The sequence below is a fragment of the Mesorhizobium sp. M7A.F.Ca.AU.001.01.1.1 genome (assembly GCF_004022735.1).
Classification (GTDB): Bacteria; Pseudomonadota; Alphaproteobacteria; order Rhizobiales; family Rhizobiaceae; genus Mesorhizobium; species Mesorhizobium ciceri.
Window position 1 is genome coordinate 1 of record NZ_RZPF01000052.1, and the last position, 14,750, is coordinate 14,750.

The 14,750-nt window shown below is 58.9% G+C and carries 11 protein-coding genes and 2 pseudogenes; 3 read left to right on the top strand and 10 right to left on the bottom strand.

Annotation, left to right across the window (positions count from 1 at the left end; genetic code table 11):
- The 5 genes and pseudogenes from EN884_RS05495 to EN884_RS05515 all read right to left on the bottom strand — a co-directional run.
- Nucleotides 1–438: pseudogene (locus EN884_RS05495) on the bottom strand (cytochrome c oxidase subunit II); the annotation flags it as partial.
- 14 nt (nucleotides 439–452) lie between these two features.
- Nucleotides 453–986 carry a c-type cytochrome gene (locus EN884_RS05500; protein ID WP_013525142.1) on the bottom strand — a complete coding sequence of 178 codons (534 nt, stop codon included), beginning with the start codon at nucleotides 984–986 and terminating at the stop codon, nucleotides 453–455.
- On the bottom strand, nucleotides 983–1,774 hold the full coding sequence (locus EN884_RS05505; RefSeq protein WP_244514477.1) for a substrate-binding domain-containing protein: 792 nt from the start codon (nucleotides 1,772–1,774) through the stop codon (nucleotides 983–985). Before EN884_RS05505 ends, EN884_RS05500 begins: the two co-directional genes overlap by 4 nt.
- Before the next feature lie 58 nt (nucleotides 1,775–1,832).
- Complete coding sequence (locus EN884_RS05510; protein WP_128360494.1) at nucleotides 1,833–3,713, bottom strand: methanol/ethanol family PQQ-dependent dehydrogenase; 1,881 nt, start codon at nucleotides 3,711–3,713, stop codon at nucleotides 1,833–1,835.
- Nucleotides 3,710–4,414 (bottom strand): heme-binding protein, encoded by a 705-nt coding sequence (locus EN884_RS05515; RefSeq protein ID WP_013525145.1) that lies wholly within the window; start codon nucleotides 4,412–4,414, stop codon nucleotides 3,710–3,712. The genes EN884_RS05510 and EN884_RS05515 overlap by 4 nt, the downstream gene beginning before the upstream one ends.
- A gap of 477 nt (nucleotides 4,415–4,891) precedes the next feature.
- Between EN884_RS05515 and EN884_RS40090 the strand changes: the two genes are divergently transcribed.
- On the top strand, nucleotides 4,892–5,095 hold the full coding sequence (locus EN884_RS40090) for a hypothetical protein (RefSeq protein WP_275955479.1): 204 nt from the start codon (nucleotides 4,892–4,894) through the stop codon (nucleotides 5,093–5,095).
- Entirely contained in the window at nucleotides 5,049–5,354 is a 306-nt protein-coding gene (locus tag EN884_RS05525) for a hypothetical protein (protein WP_013525146.1), read from the top strand. Before EN884_RS40090 ends, EN884_RS05525 begins: the two co-directional genes overlap by 47 nt.
- Nucleotides 5,355–5,961: 607 nt before the next feature.
- Here EN884_RS05525 and EN884_RS05530 read toward each other — a convergent pair.
- From EN884_RS05530 to EN884_RS05555, 5 genes and pseudogenes are all read right to left on the bottom strand, one after another.
- Complete coding sequence (locus EN884_RS05530; RefSeq protein WP_063170775.1) at nucleotides 5,962–6,474, bottom strand: ferritin-like domain-containing protein; 513 nt, start codon at nucleotides 6,472–6,474, stop codon at nucleotides 5,962–5,964.
- Between the two features lie 326 nt (nucleotides 6,475–6,800).
- Nucleotides 6,801–8,268: pseudogene (locus EN884_RS05535) on the bottom strand (protein adenylyltransferase SelO).
- A 673-nt stretch (nucleotides 8,269–8,941) separates the two neighbouring features.
- Entirely contained in the window at nucleotides 8,942–10,177 is a 1,236-nt protein-coding gene (locus EN884_RS05545) for a tyrosine-type recombinase/integrase (RefSeq protein WP_244514436.1), read from the bottom strand.
- Nucleotides 10,174–10,425, bottom strand: a complete 252-nt coding sequence (locus EN884_RS05550) for a hypothetical protein (protein WP_063170774.1) — start codon at nucleotides 10,423–10,425, stop codon at nucleotides 10,174–10,176. Before EN884_RS05550 ends, EN884_RS05545 begins: the two co-directional genes overlap by 4 nt.
- Before the next feature lie 798 nt (nucleotides 10,426–11,223).
- Entirely contained in the window at nucleotides 11,224–12,117 is an 894-nt protein-coding gene (locus tag EN884_RS05555) for a DUF3800 domain-containing protein (RefSeq protein WP_127274560.1), read from the bottom strand.
- Nucleotides 12,118–12,561: 444 nt separating this feature from the next.
- Between EN884_RS05555 and EN884_RS05560 the strand changes: the two genes are divergently transcribed.
- A complete protein-coding gene (locus EN884_RS05560; protein WP_063170772.1) occupies nucleotides 12,562–14,310 on the top strand; it encodes a metallophosphoesterase in 1,749 nt (582 codons plus the stop codon).
- Nucleotides 14,311–14,750 lie beyond the last annotated feature (440 nt).

Genomic DNA, 14,750 nt, shown 5'->3' on the forward strand with positions numbered 1-14,750 from the left:
ATGAATCTCGTTTGCCGTCGTCAGGATGCGGCTCGGCGTAGCATCCTCGTAGCGCACCTCCCACCACCACTGGTGCCCGGTCACCCTGATTGTCAGCGCAGCCTCCGAGCCGATCGCAGCCAGCGTCCTGTTGGCGAAAAAGCTTAGCAGCGTCAGTCCGATCAAGATGATGGTGGTCACTCCGACGGCGGACACGACCACGCGCATCTTGCCGCGTTCGGCCGCTTCGTCGAGTAGGAGGGGTTCATCGCCGGAACGCGATCGCATGACCAGCGGTGCTGCGAGAGCGATCATCACCAGCGCCCAAACAACCGCGCAAAGCGCGGTAAAGAACCAGATGAGCCAGGCCAGCTCGCCGGCTGCGGGGCCCTTCGGGTCAAGCGCCGACTGCCAGCCTGCGCATCCCTGCAGAAACAGGACACAGAAGGCGAAGGCCATCGAGGCCGGGCGCTTCACGGTGATTTGCCCAGTGTCGCGGCATCCGGCAGGCGGTTTTCCGAGGGATGCACCATCATGTCGTCATTGCGTTGCGGCGCGGCGGAAGACGGCGCGTTGCCGCCCAGTGCGCGCACGAAGGCCGCCAGCTCCCATATCTGGTCGTCGGGTATCTTCTGGCCGAAGCTTGGCATCCCGTTGGGCCTGCCGTCGCGGATCGTGGCGTGGATGCTTTCCATCGAGCTGCCATAGATCCACTTCTCGTCCATGAGCGCCGGACCCATGCCGCCACCGCCATTGGCATGGCAGCCCGAGCAGTTGAACCAGCCGAACAGGCGTTTGCCCTCGCTCATGTGGAAGGCGTTGGCCTCGAAGCTCGCCGCCTTGTTGTCGGTGGGGGAGGGTCGCTGTCCGCCCGGCTCCAACGTGGTCACAGGCGTCGGCTGCTCACCTGAGCCGAGCGCCGATTGCGGTCGCGTGTCGCGCTCCTCGCGCTGGCAGGCGACCAGGGCCAGTGTCAAGGGCAGCAACATCGCCAGAGCGCGCCTCATCGGGCCGGTCTCCCGGCCATGTCCAGACGCGGTACGCCGTATCGCGCCAGAACCGCGTCGATCTCGGCCTTGTGTCGGGCAAGCGCGCTATTCACATCGCCACGCAGCGCATCGTCCTCGCGTCGAACACCCATTGAGATGTCGTACATCAGCGGCAGTTGCGGTCCATCGATGCGAGGCGTGACCGGCGTGATCCGGAGCGGCACCTTTTGCCTCTGCGCGAAATAGCCGGCGAGCGGACCCCAGACCACGGCAAGGTCGATCTCGCCGTTCGCGACAGCTTCGACGATGCGCGCCGGCGGGTTGGGAGCAGAGTAGTCGCCATAGACGGGGTAGCCGATGAGGTGCCCGACAATGCCGCGGCGGCCAAGCGCCTGGACAGGCGGCGAGTTGGCGCCATCGTCGCCGATGAGCTGAACACCGATGCGCAATTCTTGCAACCGCGGGTCGTTGAAGGACGTCACGTCCGGGCCGTCCTGGCGGGTCACGAAGACATAGGACGAACGGTAGTAGGGCGTGGTGGTGCGCAGCATTTCGAGATTGGCAGGCGTGCCGGGCACGAGATCGCAAAGGCCTGCCTTCAGCGTGTTGCGGATGAAGCCACGGCGCTGCGCCCACCAGGTATACGTCAGCTTGGCGCCAAGATCAGTGGCGACAATTTCCGCGATCCTGTTCTCGAACCCTTGACCGGCCGCGTTGGAAAACGGCATGTTGTTCGGGTCGGCGCACACTCTCAATTCACGTGCGTTGGCAACAGCCGGAAAGAGCAACAAGGCGAGCCCGGCCATGCCGATCGCCACCCGTTGGAACGCCTTTCGCGCCGGACGTACGGTCAAGTTCAATCCATCAAGGCAGCCGGAACACATAAAGCGTGCCTCCCGCCGTGGTAGCGTTCTTCAGATCCTTCATCGCGTTGACGAAGCCCAGTGACGCGGTGGCATCGCGTGGGTCTAAGTCGCCCGAAACGATGGCGCCGGCCCAGCCACCGACGCCTGCCAGAATTGCGACATACTGGTGCCCATCGGGGCCGCGATAGGTTATTGGCTGGCCGATGATGCCGGACGACGTCTTGAACTGCCAAAGCAGATCGCCAGTCCTGGCGCTGACCGCCTTGAACCAGCCTTCCATGGTCCCGTAAAAGACGACATCGCCGGCAGTGACGACGGTGCCGCTCCATACCGGAAAGTTCTCCTTCAGGACCCAGGCCGGCTTGGCGGCGGAAACATCCCAGGCGGTAAAAGCACCACGATTGCCGCCCGGCCCGGGGATCATGCGTACGTTCATGCCGACATAGGGCGTGCCTGCGATGTAGTTTACCTCGACGCCTTCTTCATCCATGCAGAGATTGTTGTGGGGGATATAGAGCAGGCCGGTCCTCGGCGAAAACGCCGATGGCTGCCAGTCCTTGAGGCCGGATGCCGTCGGACAAATGTCTCGGACCACCTTGCCGGTGCCGGTTCTCTTGTCAGGGTTTGCAATCAGGCGGCCGGTCTTCAGATCGACGCCTTTGCTGGAATTGACCGGGCCATAGGCTGTGGCCGATAGCACCTCTCCAGTGGTCCGATCGAGGATATAGAGGTAGCCGTTGCGTTCCGGTCGGACAAGGACCTTGCGCGGCTTGCCTTGCCAGGTCATGTCCAGAAGGATCTGCTCGTTGATGCCGTCATAGTCATGGAGGTCATGCGGGCTCCACTGATAGAACCACTTCGCCGCTCCGGTATCGGCGTCACGCGCGAAAATACCGGACGTCCATTTGTTGTCGCCTGGCCGCAAATCCGGATTCCACGGTCCTGGATTGCCCGTGCCGTGGAAGATCAGGTTCAACTCCGGATCGTAGGAGATCCAGCCCCACATATTGCCGCCGCCGATCTTCCAGGCTTCCGGTGGCCATGTCGTCACGCCAAGGTCTGTGCCCCTGTCCATGTCGTAGTGGGGCTTGAAGTCCGGGCCGATCAGCACATCCTTGTCGGGTCCAGTGCCATAAGCCGTCCAGACAACATGCCCGTCTCCGGCATCCAGCGCCTTGACCCAGCCGCGGACGCCCATTTCGCCGCCGGAATTGCCGACCAGAACTTTGCCCTTCACCACCAGCGGCGCCATGGTGATGGTCTCGCCGATGTTGATGTTGCCGATATGAGTGTTCCAGATCGGCTTGCCCGTATTGGCATCGAGCGCGATCGTGTGGCCGTCCAGCGTGTTGAAGAAGATGCGTCCGTCGGCGAAGGCCGCTCCGCGGTTGACGACATCGCAGCAGGCCACTCCTTGTGCCGCCGGCTCGGGGTTGGGCTCGTACTTCCACTTCATCGGCGCGCCCGGCCTGGAAAGGTCGAGCGCGTAGACGATGTTGGGAAAGGGCGTGACGATGTACATGTTGTTGCCGACGACCAGCGGCGCTGCTTCCTGGCCCTTGTTTACGCCGGTCGAGAAGGTGAAGGCGACCTGCAGGTTCTTGACGTTGCCTTCGTTGATCTCGCTGAGTTCGCTGAAGCGGGTCGACGCGTAGTTCTTGGCCGGCATTGTCCATTGCCCGTCATCGGGTGGCGCCGCGGCGGCGGGCGGCGCGATAGCCGCCGCCGATGCGGGCTCCGAGGCACCGCTCAGAAACAGGCCGCATGCCAGCAGCATCACCGAGAGTATGCCCGTGCGAAAGGAATTCTCGGTCGCCAATGCGCGGGCGCCGTGTCCTGCGTCAACGCGCGCTGGTGCCGGGTGCAGCATGCCTTTCATTTGTGGATCGAGCCTCCCACGCCGGCGCCGAGCTCCGCCGCGATGTCAGCCTCGGTGCCGGCACAAAGCGGATGGCCCCAGCCCGAGGCGCTTTTGCCGCCGGGATCGACATCGTAGACGATGGCGTCCTTGCGATTGGGATTGACCCCGGCGGGAACCTTGTCGAGGCCAAGCGCCGCGCGAACACGCCAGGCGACATTGTGATCGGCGCATGAGGAATCTCCTGAGACCCCGAGGCCTCCGACGATGCTCTTGCCGTCATAGAGGGCAAGCCCGCCGCCAAACACGACGACGCCTCCGATTGGCTTGCCGACGAGAGGATCGCTGGCACTTCCAAACGTTTTGGGATCGCCCGCATAGGCTGCGGCCTGGTTGACCGGGTTGGTCTCCTGCAAGCCGAAAAGCGGCCCGCCCGGCTGCGTCCCCGCGTAGAGATTGGCCGTCGATAGGGCCATTTGCGCCAGGCTGAGCCCATTGGCTGTATTGGCCTTCTCCGCCGCGACGAGGCGACTGCCTGGCCATTGCGAATCGGCGGTGGGACCGCTGAAAGCGATCGCGCACACCGCGCCGTCGCGAGCAACGACAGCGGCCCATTCGTTGGTCTCAAAGCCTCCGTTGGCAGGTCCGCCGCTTGCTTTCACATTGGCCTTGAGTGCGGCGAGCAGCTTATCGTGGTCGGCCGGGCAGGGCGCCTGTGCCATGGCTGGGCCCTGTGGGAACAGGCCACTCGTCAACAACACCAGAGCAAAGGCTGATAGCAAACGCCGACAGCGATACATTGTCCTGCCCATTCGTTCGAGCATCAAAGAACCCCGGAGCATTCTGGCAGCCTGGAAAATGCGAAAATGAGTCCGTTGTCCAATGCCGTCGCTATTTAACTTGGGCGATGCAGCTATGTTCCTGCTTTTGCAAAAAATTGCGCAGCCGCGTGCGCCGATGCAAGGTTGCCGTCTGTCCGTGTCGCTGGCGCAATATCCGCGGCCGAGATCGTGTTACCATTGTGCCGGCACCTATGAACGCTGCGCCAGCATCGCCAAGGCACCTGCAGGCCTGTAGGCCTCTGGCAATGGGAGAAAACCTGCATGTCTTGAGGACTCGGGCACGCCTTTGCTTGGTCGAGGCTCGCCTACATCCAACCAGACGCCTCCAACTGCGGCGGTGTCACGGGCTGGCTGCGGGTGGCAGCACTTTCACGCAAGGCCAGGATTCCCATCTGGAGTCACGGAATGCAGGAACTTCCTGTCAGCCTGGTTCACATTTGCGCCTTTGCCCGCAGCGTCAGCCGATGGAACATGATGCCGGTCGCCGCCGTTGGAAGAGCTTGGAGGCGGCCGCATGCACCTTGTCCAGATCCTGCTTCCTCGTTCCGACAACGCGGGTGAGCCCTTCGCCAAGGAAGACTTCGATCGTGTGAAGGACGAACTCGCCAATACGTTCAAAGGTGTCACCGCGTATTTTCGGACGCCCGCGGAAGGGGTATGGAGGGAGGGAAAAGAGTCCGACATGGACGAGATTGTCATCTTCGAGGTGATGACGGAAGAAGTCGATCTGCCCGATTGGCGAAGGCGCCGAGCGGAGTTGGAGCGCCGTTTCCGGCAGGACGAGATCATCATCCGCTACCTACCGATAGCATTGGTCTAAAGGTCCAGGCGCCTCCGGGATTGGGTTTTGCCGCCCTCCTTCCCGAGCTGAACTGCATTCGAAATCTGGAATGGCCTATTAGAGGTTTAATTACGATCCTTTGGACCTGCGTAATTCATTCAGTGGGTCTTCTGTAGGGCATAATATTGCGCATCGGTCGAATTAGAGAGGAAGGAAATATAACATACGTTCCATCAACCATTTAGACCGTTTGTCGATGTTTGTACTGATGACACTGTTATTTTACTGGTTGCAAGCCTTGCGAGTCGACCTGACGGGGTCAGTCTGGACAGGACCGAACCGCCTGCTTCAAAGGGTTGACCGGAAATGGGCGCATTGTTGGCTGTCCAGTGACTACGCTCCTACGGCGTCGGTCATTTTTCTTTTGCTGCCGCCGATCGGTTCTGGCCGGTCGGCGCCGTTGTCTTCGCGTCTTTCGAATGCGCTGCTATTGCAGGACCCGCGCCAGTCGACTTGCGCATATCGCCGTTGCCAGCGGGGCCGGGCTTCTTGCCGAGTAGTCTTGAAACGAGCGTACCTAGATATCCCATTGATACCTCCCGTGAGATTCGCGTAGCGATGGGCCAGTCTTCGCCTGGTGGGGCTACTACACGTTTTCGGCAGCCATGTTGACAGCCGGTTCAGCGAGTTGTGTCAGCGCCTCGTCGGTCGCCTTTTCCTCTCCAAGGGTTAAATTGAGGAGCGAAACAGCTTCATCCAGCCCCAGTTCGGAGGCCCAGGTCTTCAGTGTGCCATAGCGTGAGATTTCGTAGTGCTCCACAGCCTGGGCCGCAGCCAGCAGGCCAGCGTCCAGGGCAGGTGTGCCCTTATATTCCTCCATGATCTCGGCACCTTCATCGGTGATGCCCACAATAGCCGCACACGTCTTTCCCTGCGGCTTCTTGCCGATCACTTCGAAAACCTGTTCGAGCCGGGCAACGTGTTCTTTCGTTTCCTCGCGGTGCTTTTCGAACGCCGCCTTCAAATCTGGGCTTTGAGCGGCCTTTGCCATTTTCGGCAGCGTCGCAACGATCTTCTTTTCGGCGAAATAGATGTCCTTCAACGTGTCGTGGAAAAGTTCGTTCAGGCCCTTCGGTGATGCCTTCTTAGTGGGTGCCATCCTGTGTTCTCCCGTTCGCGCTCAAAAGCGAGGCGGAATAGCAACTCGATGCGGGGCAACTGGTTCCGGAGGGTGTTCTCTGATTGCAGTGAAATTGAACGCGACCAATTTATTGCGGAGCCTTGACGCTCAAGATCTGTCTCCCAGCACCCGCCGCCCGACGCTCAGGTAGTCCTAGCTGCAACGGTGGAAGCATCGGCACGGGTGATCGACAAGCTTCCGTGAGTCCATAATCGTCATAGATCAGACGCTTCCGACTACTCACGACGGTAGCTTGCGAAGGGTCTTCCGCATTTGCACATGTTAACCGGCCATCATTCAATGTCTCATGTGCCGCAGAATGTCTGTAGGACGCGTTCATCCGGGCGTGGCGGGTCAGCATAGCGTTCCATGTCCGGCTGCTCATCGAAGGGCCGGCTGATGACCCTCAAAATCTCCTCGAAAGGTGTGAAGTCCCCGCCCAGCGCCGCCTGGATAGCCTCGATGCGATGGTTGCGAGGGATGAATTTGGGATTGACGGCATGCATGACCGCCCGGCGCGCGGCCGTGTCGGCAGCATCGCTTGCGATGCGCTCGCGCCAGCGCGCCGACCAAACATCGAATGCGCCTGGATCCTCAAACAACTGCCGCGCCCCGCCCTGATCGTCCGGGGCGGCGAGGTCGTCGCCCAGACGCCGGAAGGCGAGCGTAAAGTCGGCTTCGCCGCGAGCTAATACATCCAGAAAATCAGCCGCGAGCTGCAAGTCGCCTTCCGCCTCGGTCAGCAATCCGAGTTTTCTGCGGAAGCCGCGCTGCAACACAGTCTCATATGAGGACTGGAAAGACCCAAGCACCTCTTCGGCTTCAGAGACGGCTTCACTCTCGTCCGTGCTCATGAGCGGCAGCAGAGTCTCGGCAAAGCGTGCAAGATTCCATGTCGCCACATGAGGCTGGTTGGCATAGGCATAGCGGCCGACACGGTCGATCGAACTGAACACCGCGCTCGGGTCATAGGCGTCCATGAAGGCGCATGGGCCATAGTCGATCGTCTCGCCCGAGATCGTCATGTTGTCGGTGTTCATGACGCCATGGATGAAGCCGACCAGCATCCAGCGCGCCACCAGATCGGCCTGTGCAGCGACAACGGCCTCAAGCAAAGCGCGGTACGGCCGCGCTTGCCCGACCAGCTGCGGGAAATGGCGTTCAATGGCATAGTCGGCGAGGATCTTGAGGCCTCCGGTATCGTGGCGCGCAGCGAAATATTGGAAGGTGCCTATCCGGATATGGCTGGCCGCCACTCTTGTAAGGACAGCGCCGGGCAGCCGGACCTCGCGATATACCGGGTCCCCGGTGAGCACAGCCGCCAAGGCTCGAGTCGTCGGAATGCCCAGCGGCCATTGCTTCGCTGACGACATACTCGCGCAGAACCGGGCCGACGGCTGCGCGGCCGTCGCCATTGCGCGAGAACCGCGTCGGTCCCGATCCCTTCAACTGGATGTCACGGCGAATGTCGTTAACGTCCACCACCTCGCCAAGCAGCAGAGCGCGCCCGTCGCCGAGCTGAGGCACGAAGTTTCCGAACTGGTGACCTGCATAGGCCAGGGCGATTGCCTGCAAGCCTTCCGGAAATCTATGGCCAGAGAGCATATCCAATCCATCCGGGCTGGTAAGCTGGTCGGCATCGAGCCCGAGTTCCTCCGCAAGTGGCCGGTTGAATCGGATCAGCCGGGGTTCGGACACCGGCTTCGGATCCGTGTGCGCGAAGAAGCGCTCGGGCAATTGCGCATAGCTGTTGTTGAGGGCGAGAAGCCGCATCTGAATGCCCTGGGTTTATTCGGCGGTCGCAGGTGCCGTCATGAAATCTGGCTCTGACGGAAGGACCCAACAGCTCCCGTCTCGAGGAGACTGTCTTCACTTGTCATATAGGACACAATCTCGCTGGTACCATTCGGATCGATCAGGCCGGCACCGGATAAGCTTTGAACTACCCGCCTACGTCGCGTTTCGGGGCTACCGTGCGACGAAAGGCGACAGGCAAGCTGACCCCTTCTGCTGTCTCGACCACAGAAGGCCTTGTGGATCCATTGTCCATGACGACGATCTTGTCGGGTCACCCTCATGGCCGTACTAGGCCGCAGGCGAAGGAAAAACTGTCGAGACTACGTTGCAGCTGGGGCGCCTCCCGAATGGCGCGGACGTCAGTTTTATGATGATGTCCCCGACGGTACGCTGGCCGCAACCCATACGCTCGCCGGGCGGATCCGTACGGGCATGTCATCAGGCGAGATCAAAGAAGATAAGGTCGCGTTCCCGCGTTTTTGATCCAAGCGATCGCGCGCCATTGGACACAATCACCCTAAGGGGGTCCTTCAAATGCCATCCTTGGCGTCATAGCCGCTACGTTCGAGGAGAGCATGGCGGGCCCGAACCGAAGCCTTCCCTGGTGGAAGGCCCTCCGGGCCCACCATTGGCTTTTGATGCCGTTGATTTAATTGGGTTTTTTGTACTTTTTTGTCCCACCCTCTTCCACCCCCTCCAAAAGTGGGACATTTTCGTTCTCGTTTCGATCGAATATCAGAAGCGTCCGGGCAGACTGCGCCACTATCCGGCGGCGTGCCTTGCGGATGTAATGATCGGGCTGCTGATACGTCGTCCAGCCGTAAATCGCCTTCAGCTGTTCATGTGTGGCTCCGTTTTCTGCCGCAACGGTGGCGCCTGCCTTGCGGACCCCGTGGGCGCTGCAGCCCGGGAGTCCCGCTTCGTCGCACCATTGGCGCATCTTGTTGCCAAGGCCGTTTTCCGAGAAAGGCCGACCATACTCGGTGACGAGGAATGTCAGGTTGCCGGCCGGGGCGAAGGAAAGCTCATCCTCGAGTTCTGGGAGCAGAGGCAGTTCGACGACAATCGCTTCCTTGCGCACCTTGCTCTTGTCGGTCTTGCCAGGCTTGATCCTGATCCACTTCTCCCAGGTCCCGGTATCCTTGTTGCGAACCTGGGTAATGTGTTGTCTGCCGAAGATTGCTGCATCGGACAGTCGCAAACCTGTGAACATGAAAATCGCCAGCGCCATACGAGCCATAGTGCCGCGCGCATGCCGTTTCTCATACTGGACGATCTCCGACACTTCCCAGGTGTGGAAACCTTCGCCATTGCCCGAAGTCAGGCGCTTTATTCCGTTTGCCGGATTGACCTCGACCATCTCGGCATCCTTGGCCCAAGCGAACATTGCGCTAATGGCTTTTGTAATATTGTTGGCTGCCCCCGGAGCGTCTGACCGGGTATCACGGAGCTCCTTGACGTGAGCCCGCTTCATGGCCGCGAATGGTAATGAACCCTTCGTCGAGAAGTCCGGATTGACTGGCCCGCTCAGCGGGTGAGGCAGGTTGCAAACGCCCTCGAGTATTGTTCGTCGTCGAAGCATCGTGCCTTCGCCGACCTCTGCCCCACCGCGCCGGAAATACTCCTGGCAAAGCCACATCAGGCTGCCGCGAGGGGCCACTGGCCTGGCTACAGGCCTGACCACATTCTGAGCCGAAGCATAGGGAACGCCATCTCGCGCGCAGCGCACTTCTTCGTGGAACTCGGCTGAACCCGGCTTTTCTCGCAGACGGATCTTTTTTCTACCCGGTGCGCGGAAGTACAGCCGGATATTGCCGTGCCGATCCCTGTCTTCGACAACGCCTTTCAGATTGAATTTCACCATGGTGCTCGCCACGTCCATCATCTGCGATCCCAAGGATTATCGCTGGAGGACACGCCGTCAAGTTTGCTGTTGCGGTGTGGTAGCCGCCCGAATGCCTCTGCCAGTTCCTCCACATCCCAGACATAGCGCTCTTTGCTGGGCATCCGCGGTTGTGGCATACGGCCATCCGCGACCATCTGGTCGAACGTCGTTGGACTGACGCCGATAGCTACCGCTGCCTGTTCTCGATTAATGCCGAACAGCAGGAGCCCGCCAAGTGCGCGTTTCATTGCTTTTCTCGCTGCACATCGCCTCGCGGGCTGAGTTCCGCGACAGTGGAGCATTCACCTAAGAAGCAATCACGCTACCCTTTCCTTGCAATGCCTGGAATGGATCTGTCCGGCCAATGCGGCAAACGGCGGTAACGGCGTGAAAATAGGATAGCAGACCGCGGCTGCGGGGGGTCGAGTGCTATCGTCGGCATGCTGCTTGACAGCAAGTTGAAGCCATTGTTCGTGGCAAGGATGGATGGGGAAGATACCTAAATGTAATCAATTAGTTACGACATTCGTCGTGGAAAAATCTCACACGAAAGTCCTGCTTCCTTTCTTTTTTCGAACTTTTTTGGTCGTGTCCTAGGCCGAACTACGTGCGTTTACGGTCGAAACTCGAATATCGGATTCGGCTTTAGGAAAAATTTGACGAGACATCGCATCTTGGAACCAACGTTGTCGGCGTCGCCCCAGAAGGCCCACGAAAGGAATCCGACGGGGTGGAATTAACGGTCATATGAAGGTCTGTTCGATTTGGCTGGTGGGCGTTATCCGCACAATAGAATTCCGCGCATGATTTCCGCACATAAACCATTCTCGGATCGCCATCCGGGCGGCACTTTACGGCGATGTACGGAAATCGGTCGTTTAGCGTACACTAGCGACGTCGCGTACTGGCTCGGAGCGAACTTCTGCCCTTGAACCTTCATACGGCTGCTGTGCGCGGCCATTCATATCGGAGCTGTCGCATGGCAGGGTCGGGGCAGTAAGCGGTCAGTCGGCTGTCCAGACATCCCTTGGTTAGGTCCAATACCCCTAACTCTTGCCTTGGAACTCATCCCAAGCCGTTCGAATTTTGGCAAGTGCATCCACAGCGTCGTCACCATGAGGCGGCCTAAAGCCTTCGCGCTTTGCCTGATCTGCGACCGCTCGAAGACGCCGCCAATCCCCCTTCGTCTTGAGTGTCTGCAAGATCGGCAATACCCGAGAGAAGGCAGTGCCCCAACGAACAAGCATGTCCAGTGGTAACCGGGCCTCGATATGGCTCTCCGAGCGGAGGTACTTAGCTCGGCGATTTACCGTAGGGTCTCCGTTGCCCTCACGTTGGCGGCGAATGTGCCACGCCAACATGTCTGCCGCTTGCAGCGGTAAGTCCCGCATATCGTCGCCGTAGCCGATAGGCATTTTGATCAGGCCACGAGATACCGAGTCTAAATTTTCCACCATATAATCGAAAAACAGGGCGACGTCCGTGTTTACCCCGCTCTGCTCATCAAAGATGAACCTGACCGGTGTGATGGTGCCCATGCCAGCCAAATGACGTGCGACGACCGAAACCGCTCCAAAGGTAAGGCTGAAATAGGCCGTGGAAAGGCCCCGAGGCGACGCCGGGGACACGTGACTTTCGTAGTCTGCCCGACTGACTGAAATATCAAAAGTCCAAGGGGGCCGAATGCGATCGATGACCTCTGCCAACCCCTCCAGTTTTTGGTCGCGAGCTTCTCGGGTCCAACCCGCGAACTGACCGCGTAGACTGTTCGCCTCCGCCATCTTGAGGTACCCAATCGTCGGATACTTTGCCAGCGCCAGACTCCACGCTACGCTGAATTGCTCCCAAGCGTCGTCGCGATTAACCAGTCCCGCGAATACGAGATCGCGTTCACCGATATCGCTGCCGGAGTCATCGAAGTACGCCGAAAGGTCCATCACTCACCTATTTGCCGGCTTCCTTTAGTCGCGACCGACGTAGAACAGAAGCTTTCAGCTGATATCGGTAATGACGGCAAGATGGTTGTCTTTAGCACGGGATGTCGCCTCCTAGATCGTCGCCGCGGTCAGCGCGTTTTCAAACTCAAATTCCGCATTCCGGTCATGTCCTGACCGTTTGATCTTTCGTGAGGGAGACCTCCGGTCTAGTTCGGGTCAGTTTAGGTGTATTTGACTTCCTCGTGTTTCAGCCGGGATCAAACTGTCACGCAATTTAAGTCGTATTGCATGCGATGCCTGAATATCTCTGCTAGCATTAGCAGAGCCGCGCTAGGACAAAGTAGGTGAGTAACGAATCCTGTTTATTATTTCTATCGGTACTAGACTCTGTCGCGAGTCGGCGTAGGGATGTATCCGAGTCTCTGCCGCTCTATTTGGAGTTGGAATATGCCGACGGCCCCGCCCGATCTCAAAGGCCTTTCCAAGTACCCCACCATGACCGGCTGGTTTAGTCCAGTGCTGCTTCTGCGCCTGATGTGGCGGGTCATTCTTTCAGACCTCTTCGGGCAATATGCGGATCGACGGCTTATCGTCGCGGCGCTTGATACAGTTCCTCCTGAAGAGCTGGTCGCCCGCGCCCAGCAGTTCCTGCCTGGTAAGGACAACGAGCAGCTGTGGACCTTGGAGCCGGACGGTGAGGGCGCCATCTGGATCGATTTTGTAGCTGATCTGGGGGACGGGTTCGACGCTACCTATGCGATTGCATCGCTTCTCGCGCAGGAGAAGCTTTCAATCGATGGCCATGACTTGAAACGCGGACAGATGCTTTTCATGGGAGGAGACGAAGTCTACCCGCGCGCGACCTCGGAAACATATCGAAAGCAGTTGCGCGATCCTTACGAATGGGCATTCCCGGATCCCAACCTGCGCCTTGTAAAAGGTCCTCCCGTTTACGCGTTGCCGGGTAATCATGACTGGTACGACGGCCTGGTCGTCTTCCTTTCGCTTTTCTGCCGGAAGGACCATTTGCATCTTGGAGGATGGCGCTCGCATCAGCGACGCAGCTACTTTGCCGTCCAGCTGACAGACAATTGGTGGATATGGGCGATCGATGCCCAATTGGACGACGATGTCGACCAACCCCAGAAAGAGTATTTTCTCGAAATCGCCAAGGCCATGCCGGACAATGCGAAGATCATTCTCTGCGGTCCGGAACCCGGCTGGCTTTACACAGGGCAGGCCGGAAACAAAGCCCTGAGTGTCATGAGCTATATCGGATGGATCGCCTTGAACCAGCGGCGAGGGCTGACTGTGTCACTCGTCTTGTCTGGCGATACTCATCATTACAGCAGATATGTTGCGGATGATGGCAATACCCAGTTCGTCACATCCGGTGGGGGAGGAGCCTTCCTTCATCCCACCCATCAGGTGGAAGCGTCAGTCGATCTCAATCGCCCAGACGACGGCTACAGCTGGCTGAATGGCCACATTAAGAAACTGACCTTGGCGACCGATGGACAGGGTGGGGAAGCGGTGTACCCGTCGAAAACCGAAAGCCTGTCCATGTTGGCCGGGAACTTCGCTTTCGCGGCTTATAATCCTCCGTTCGCTATGGTGCTGGGCGGACTCTATTGGCTGGTGGCTTTGGCGGGGCGGCTCCTGCCTGTCGACATCTATTACATTGCACCGGTTTTGTTTTTTGCGGGTTTCTGGGGATATACAAGTAAGCAAGAAGGTGGTGGCGCCAAGACCATGCTGGTGTCGGCTGCAAATGCTCTTTTGCATTGCCTGGGCGCAGCTGCGACCACTGACATCGTATCACGGTTCAACGCTCGCTTTGTTGACCTAGGGGCATGGCCCCGCTTGTCATTTTGCCTTTACGGGGCCGAGATGATCGTGGTTGGCGGTGTGATTGCCGGCACTCTGTTCGGGGTCTACCTCTACGGCACATCACGCTGGCTGAATATGAACCACAACGACGCGTTCAGTTCGATGCGGCGTGACACCCACCGGCATTTCCTGAGGCTGCGCATTCAAAACGACAAAGTTACGGTCTTCCCTGTGGGCCTCACCAACATTCCTTTGCGGAAGGACTGGCGTCTTAATGAAGCAAATCTCGGCACCCCGCCTCCAGCCTACGTGCCCGTACCTGCTCTGGCCCCGCATCTGATTGAACAGCCCTATTCTGTGTCTTAACGCCTGGACGTTGCACTCGGGCAAAATCTCGAAGGTTTCCTCACGTCACTGGACCCGTGGCACATCACGCGCGAAGCGGTCCAGGCGCTTTACCTCTTTGCCATCCCTTGGCTTCGGCGATCGCGGTCGGAAACACCTCATTGAAGCGATTTAACATAATGGATACTATTAGAATCTAAGTCTTTGATAAGACGAGATAAATATTAGTTCCATAATTAAGCTTCTGCCGTTTTTAGGGTAGAAGAGCGGACCCGCAAACGATTGGCGGTTCTATAATCAAGAACCGACTGGGGTTATTGCATGCCTTCCGAACTTGCTGCCTTGAGCCTCCAGCCGAATTGCGCGCGCTGATGAAGGAAACTGGTGGGTCTGGATCTGCAGTGTTGCGACTTTGATCGATGCCCTTATCTTGGCGTTCGAGTCGGAAGAGCGCTACATCG

Excerpts from the sequence above, each read along its gene's own strand:
- EN884_RS05515 (WP_013525145.1), bottom strand. The coding sequence starts at position 4,414 with ATGGCACAGGCGCCCTGCCCGGCCGACCACGATAAGCTGCTCGCCGCA.
- EN884_RS05505 (WP_244514477.1), bottom strand. The coding sequence starts at position 1,774 with ATGGCCGGGCTCGCCTTGTTGCTCTTTCCGGCTGTTGCCAACGCACGT.
- EN884_RS05500 (WP_013525142.1), bottom strand. The coding sequence starts at position 986 with ATGAGGCGCGCTCTGGCGATGTTGCTGCCCTTGACACTGGCCCTGGTC.
- EN884_RS05530 (WP_063170775.1), bottom strand. The coding sequence starts at position 6,474 with ATGGCACCCACTAAGAAGGCATCACCGAAGGGCCTGAACGAACTTTTC.
- EN884_RS05560 (WP_063170772.1), top strand. The coding sequence starts at position 12,562 with ATGCCGACGGCCCCGCCCGATCTCAAAGGCCTTTCCAAGTACCCCACC.
- EN884_RS05510 (WP_128360494.1), bottom strand. The coding sequence starts at position 3,713 with ATGAAAGGCATGCTGCACCCGGCACCAGCGCGCGTTGACGCAGGACAC.
- EN884_RS05550 (WP_063170774.1), bottom strand. The coding sequence starts at position 10,425 with ATGAAACGCGCACTTGGCGGGCTCCTGCTGTTCGGCATTAATCGAGAA.
- EN884_RS05545 (WP_244514436.1), bottom strand. The coding sequence starts at position 10,177 with ATGATGGACGTGGCGAGCACCATGGTGAAATTCAATCTGAAAGGCGTT.
- EN884_RS05525 (WP_013525146.1), top strand. The coding sequence starts at position 5,049 with ATGCACCTTGTCCAGATCCTGCTTCCTCGTTCCGACAACGCGGGTGAG.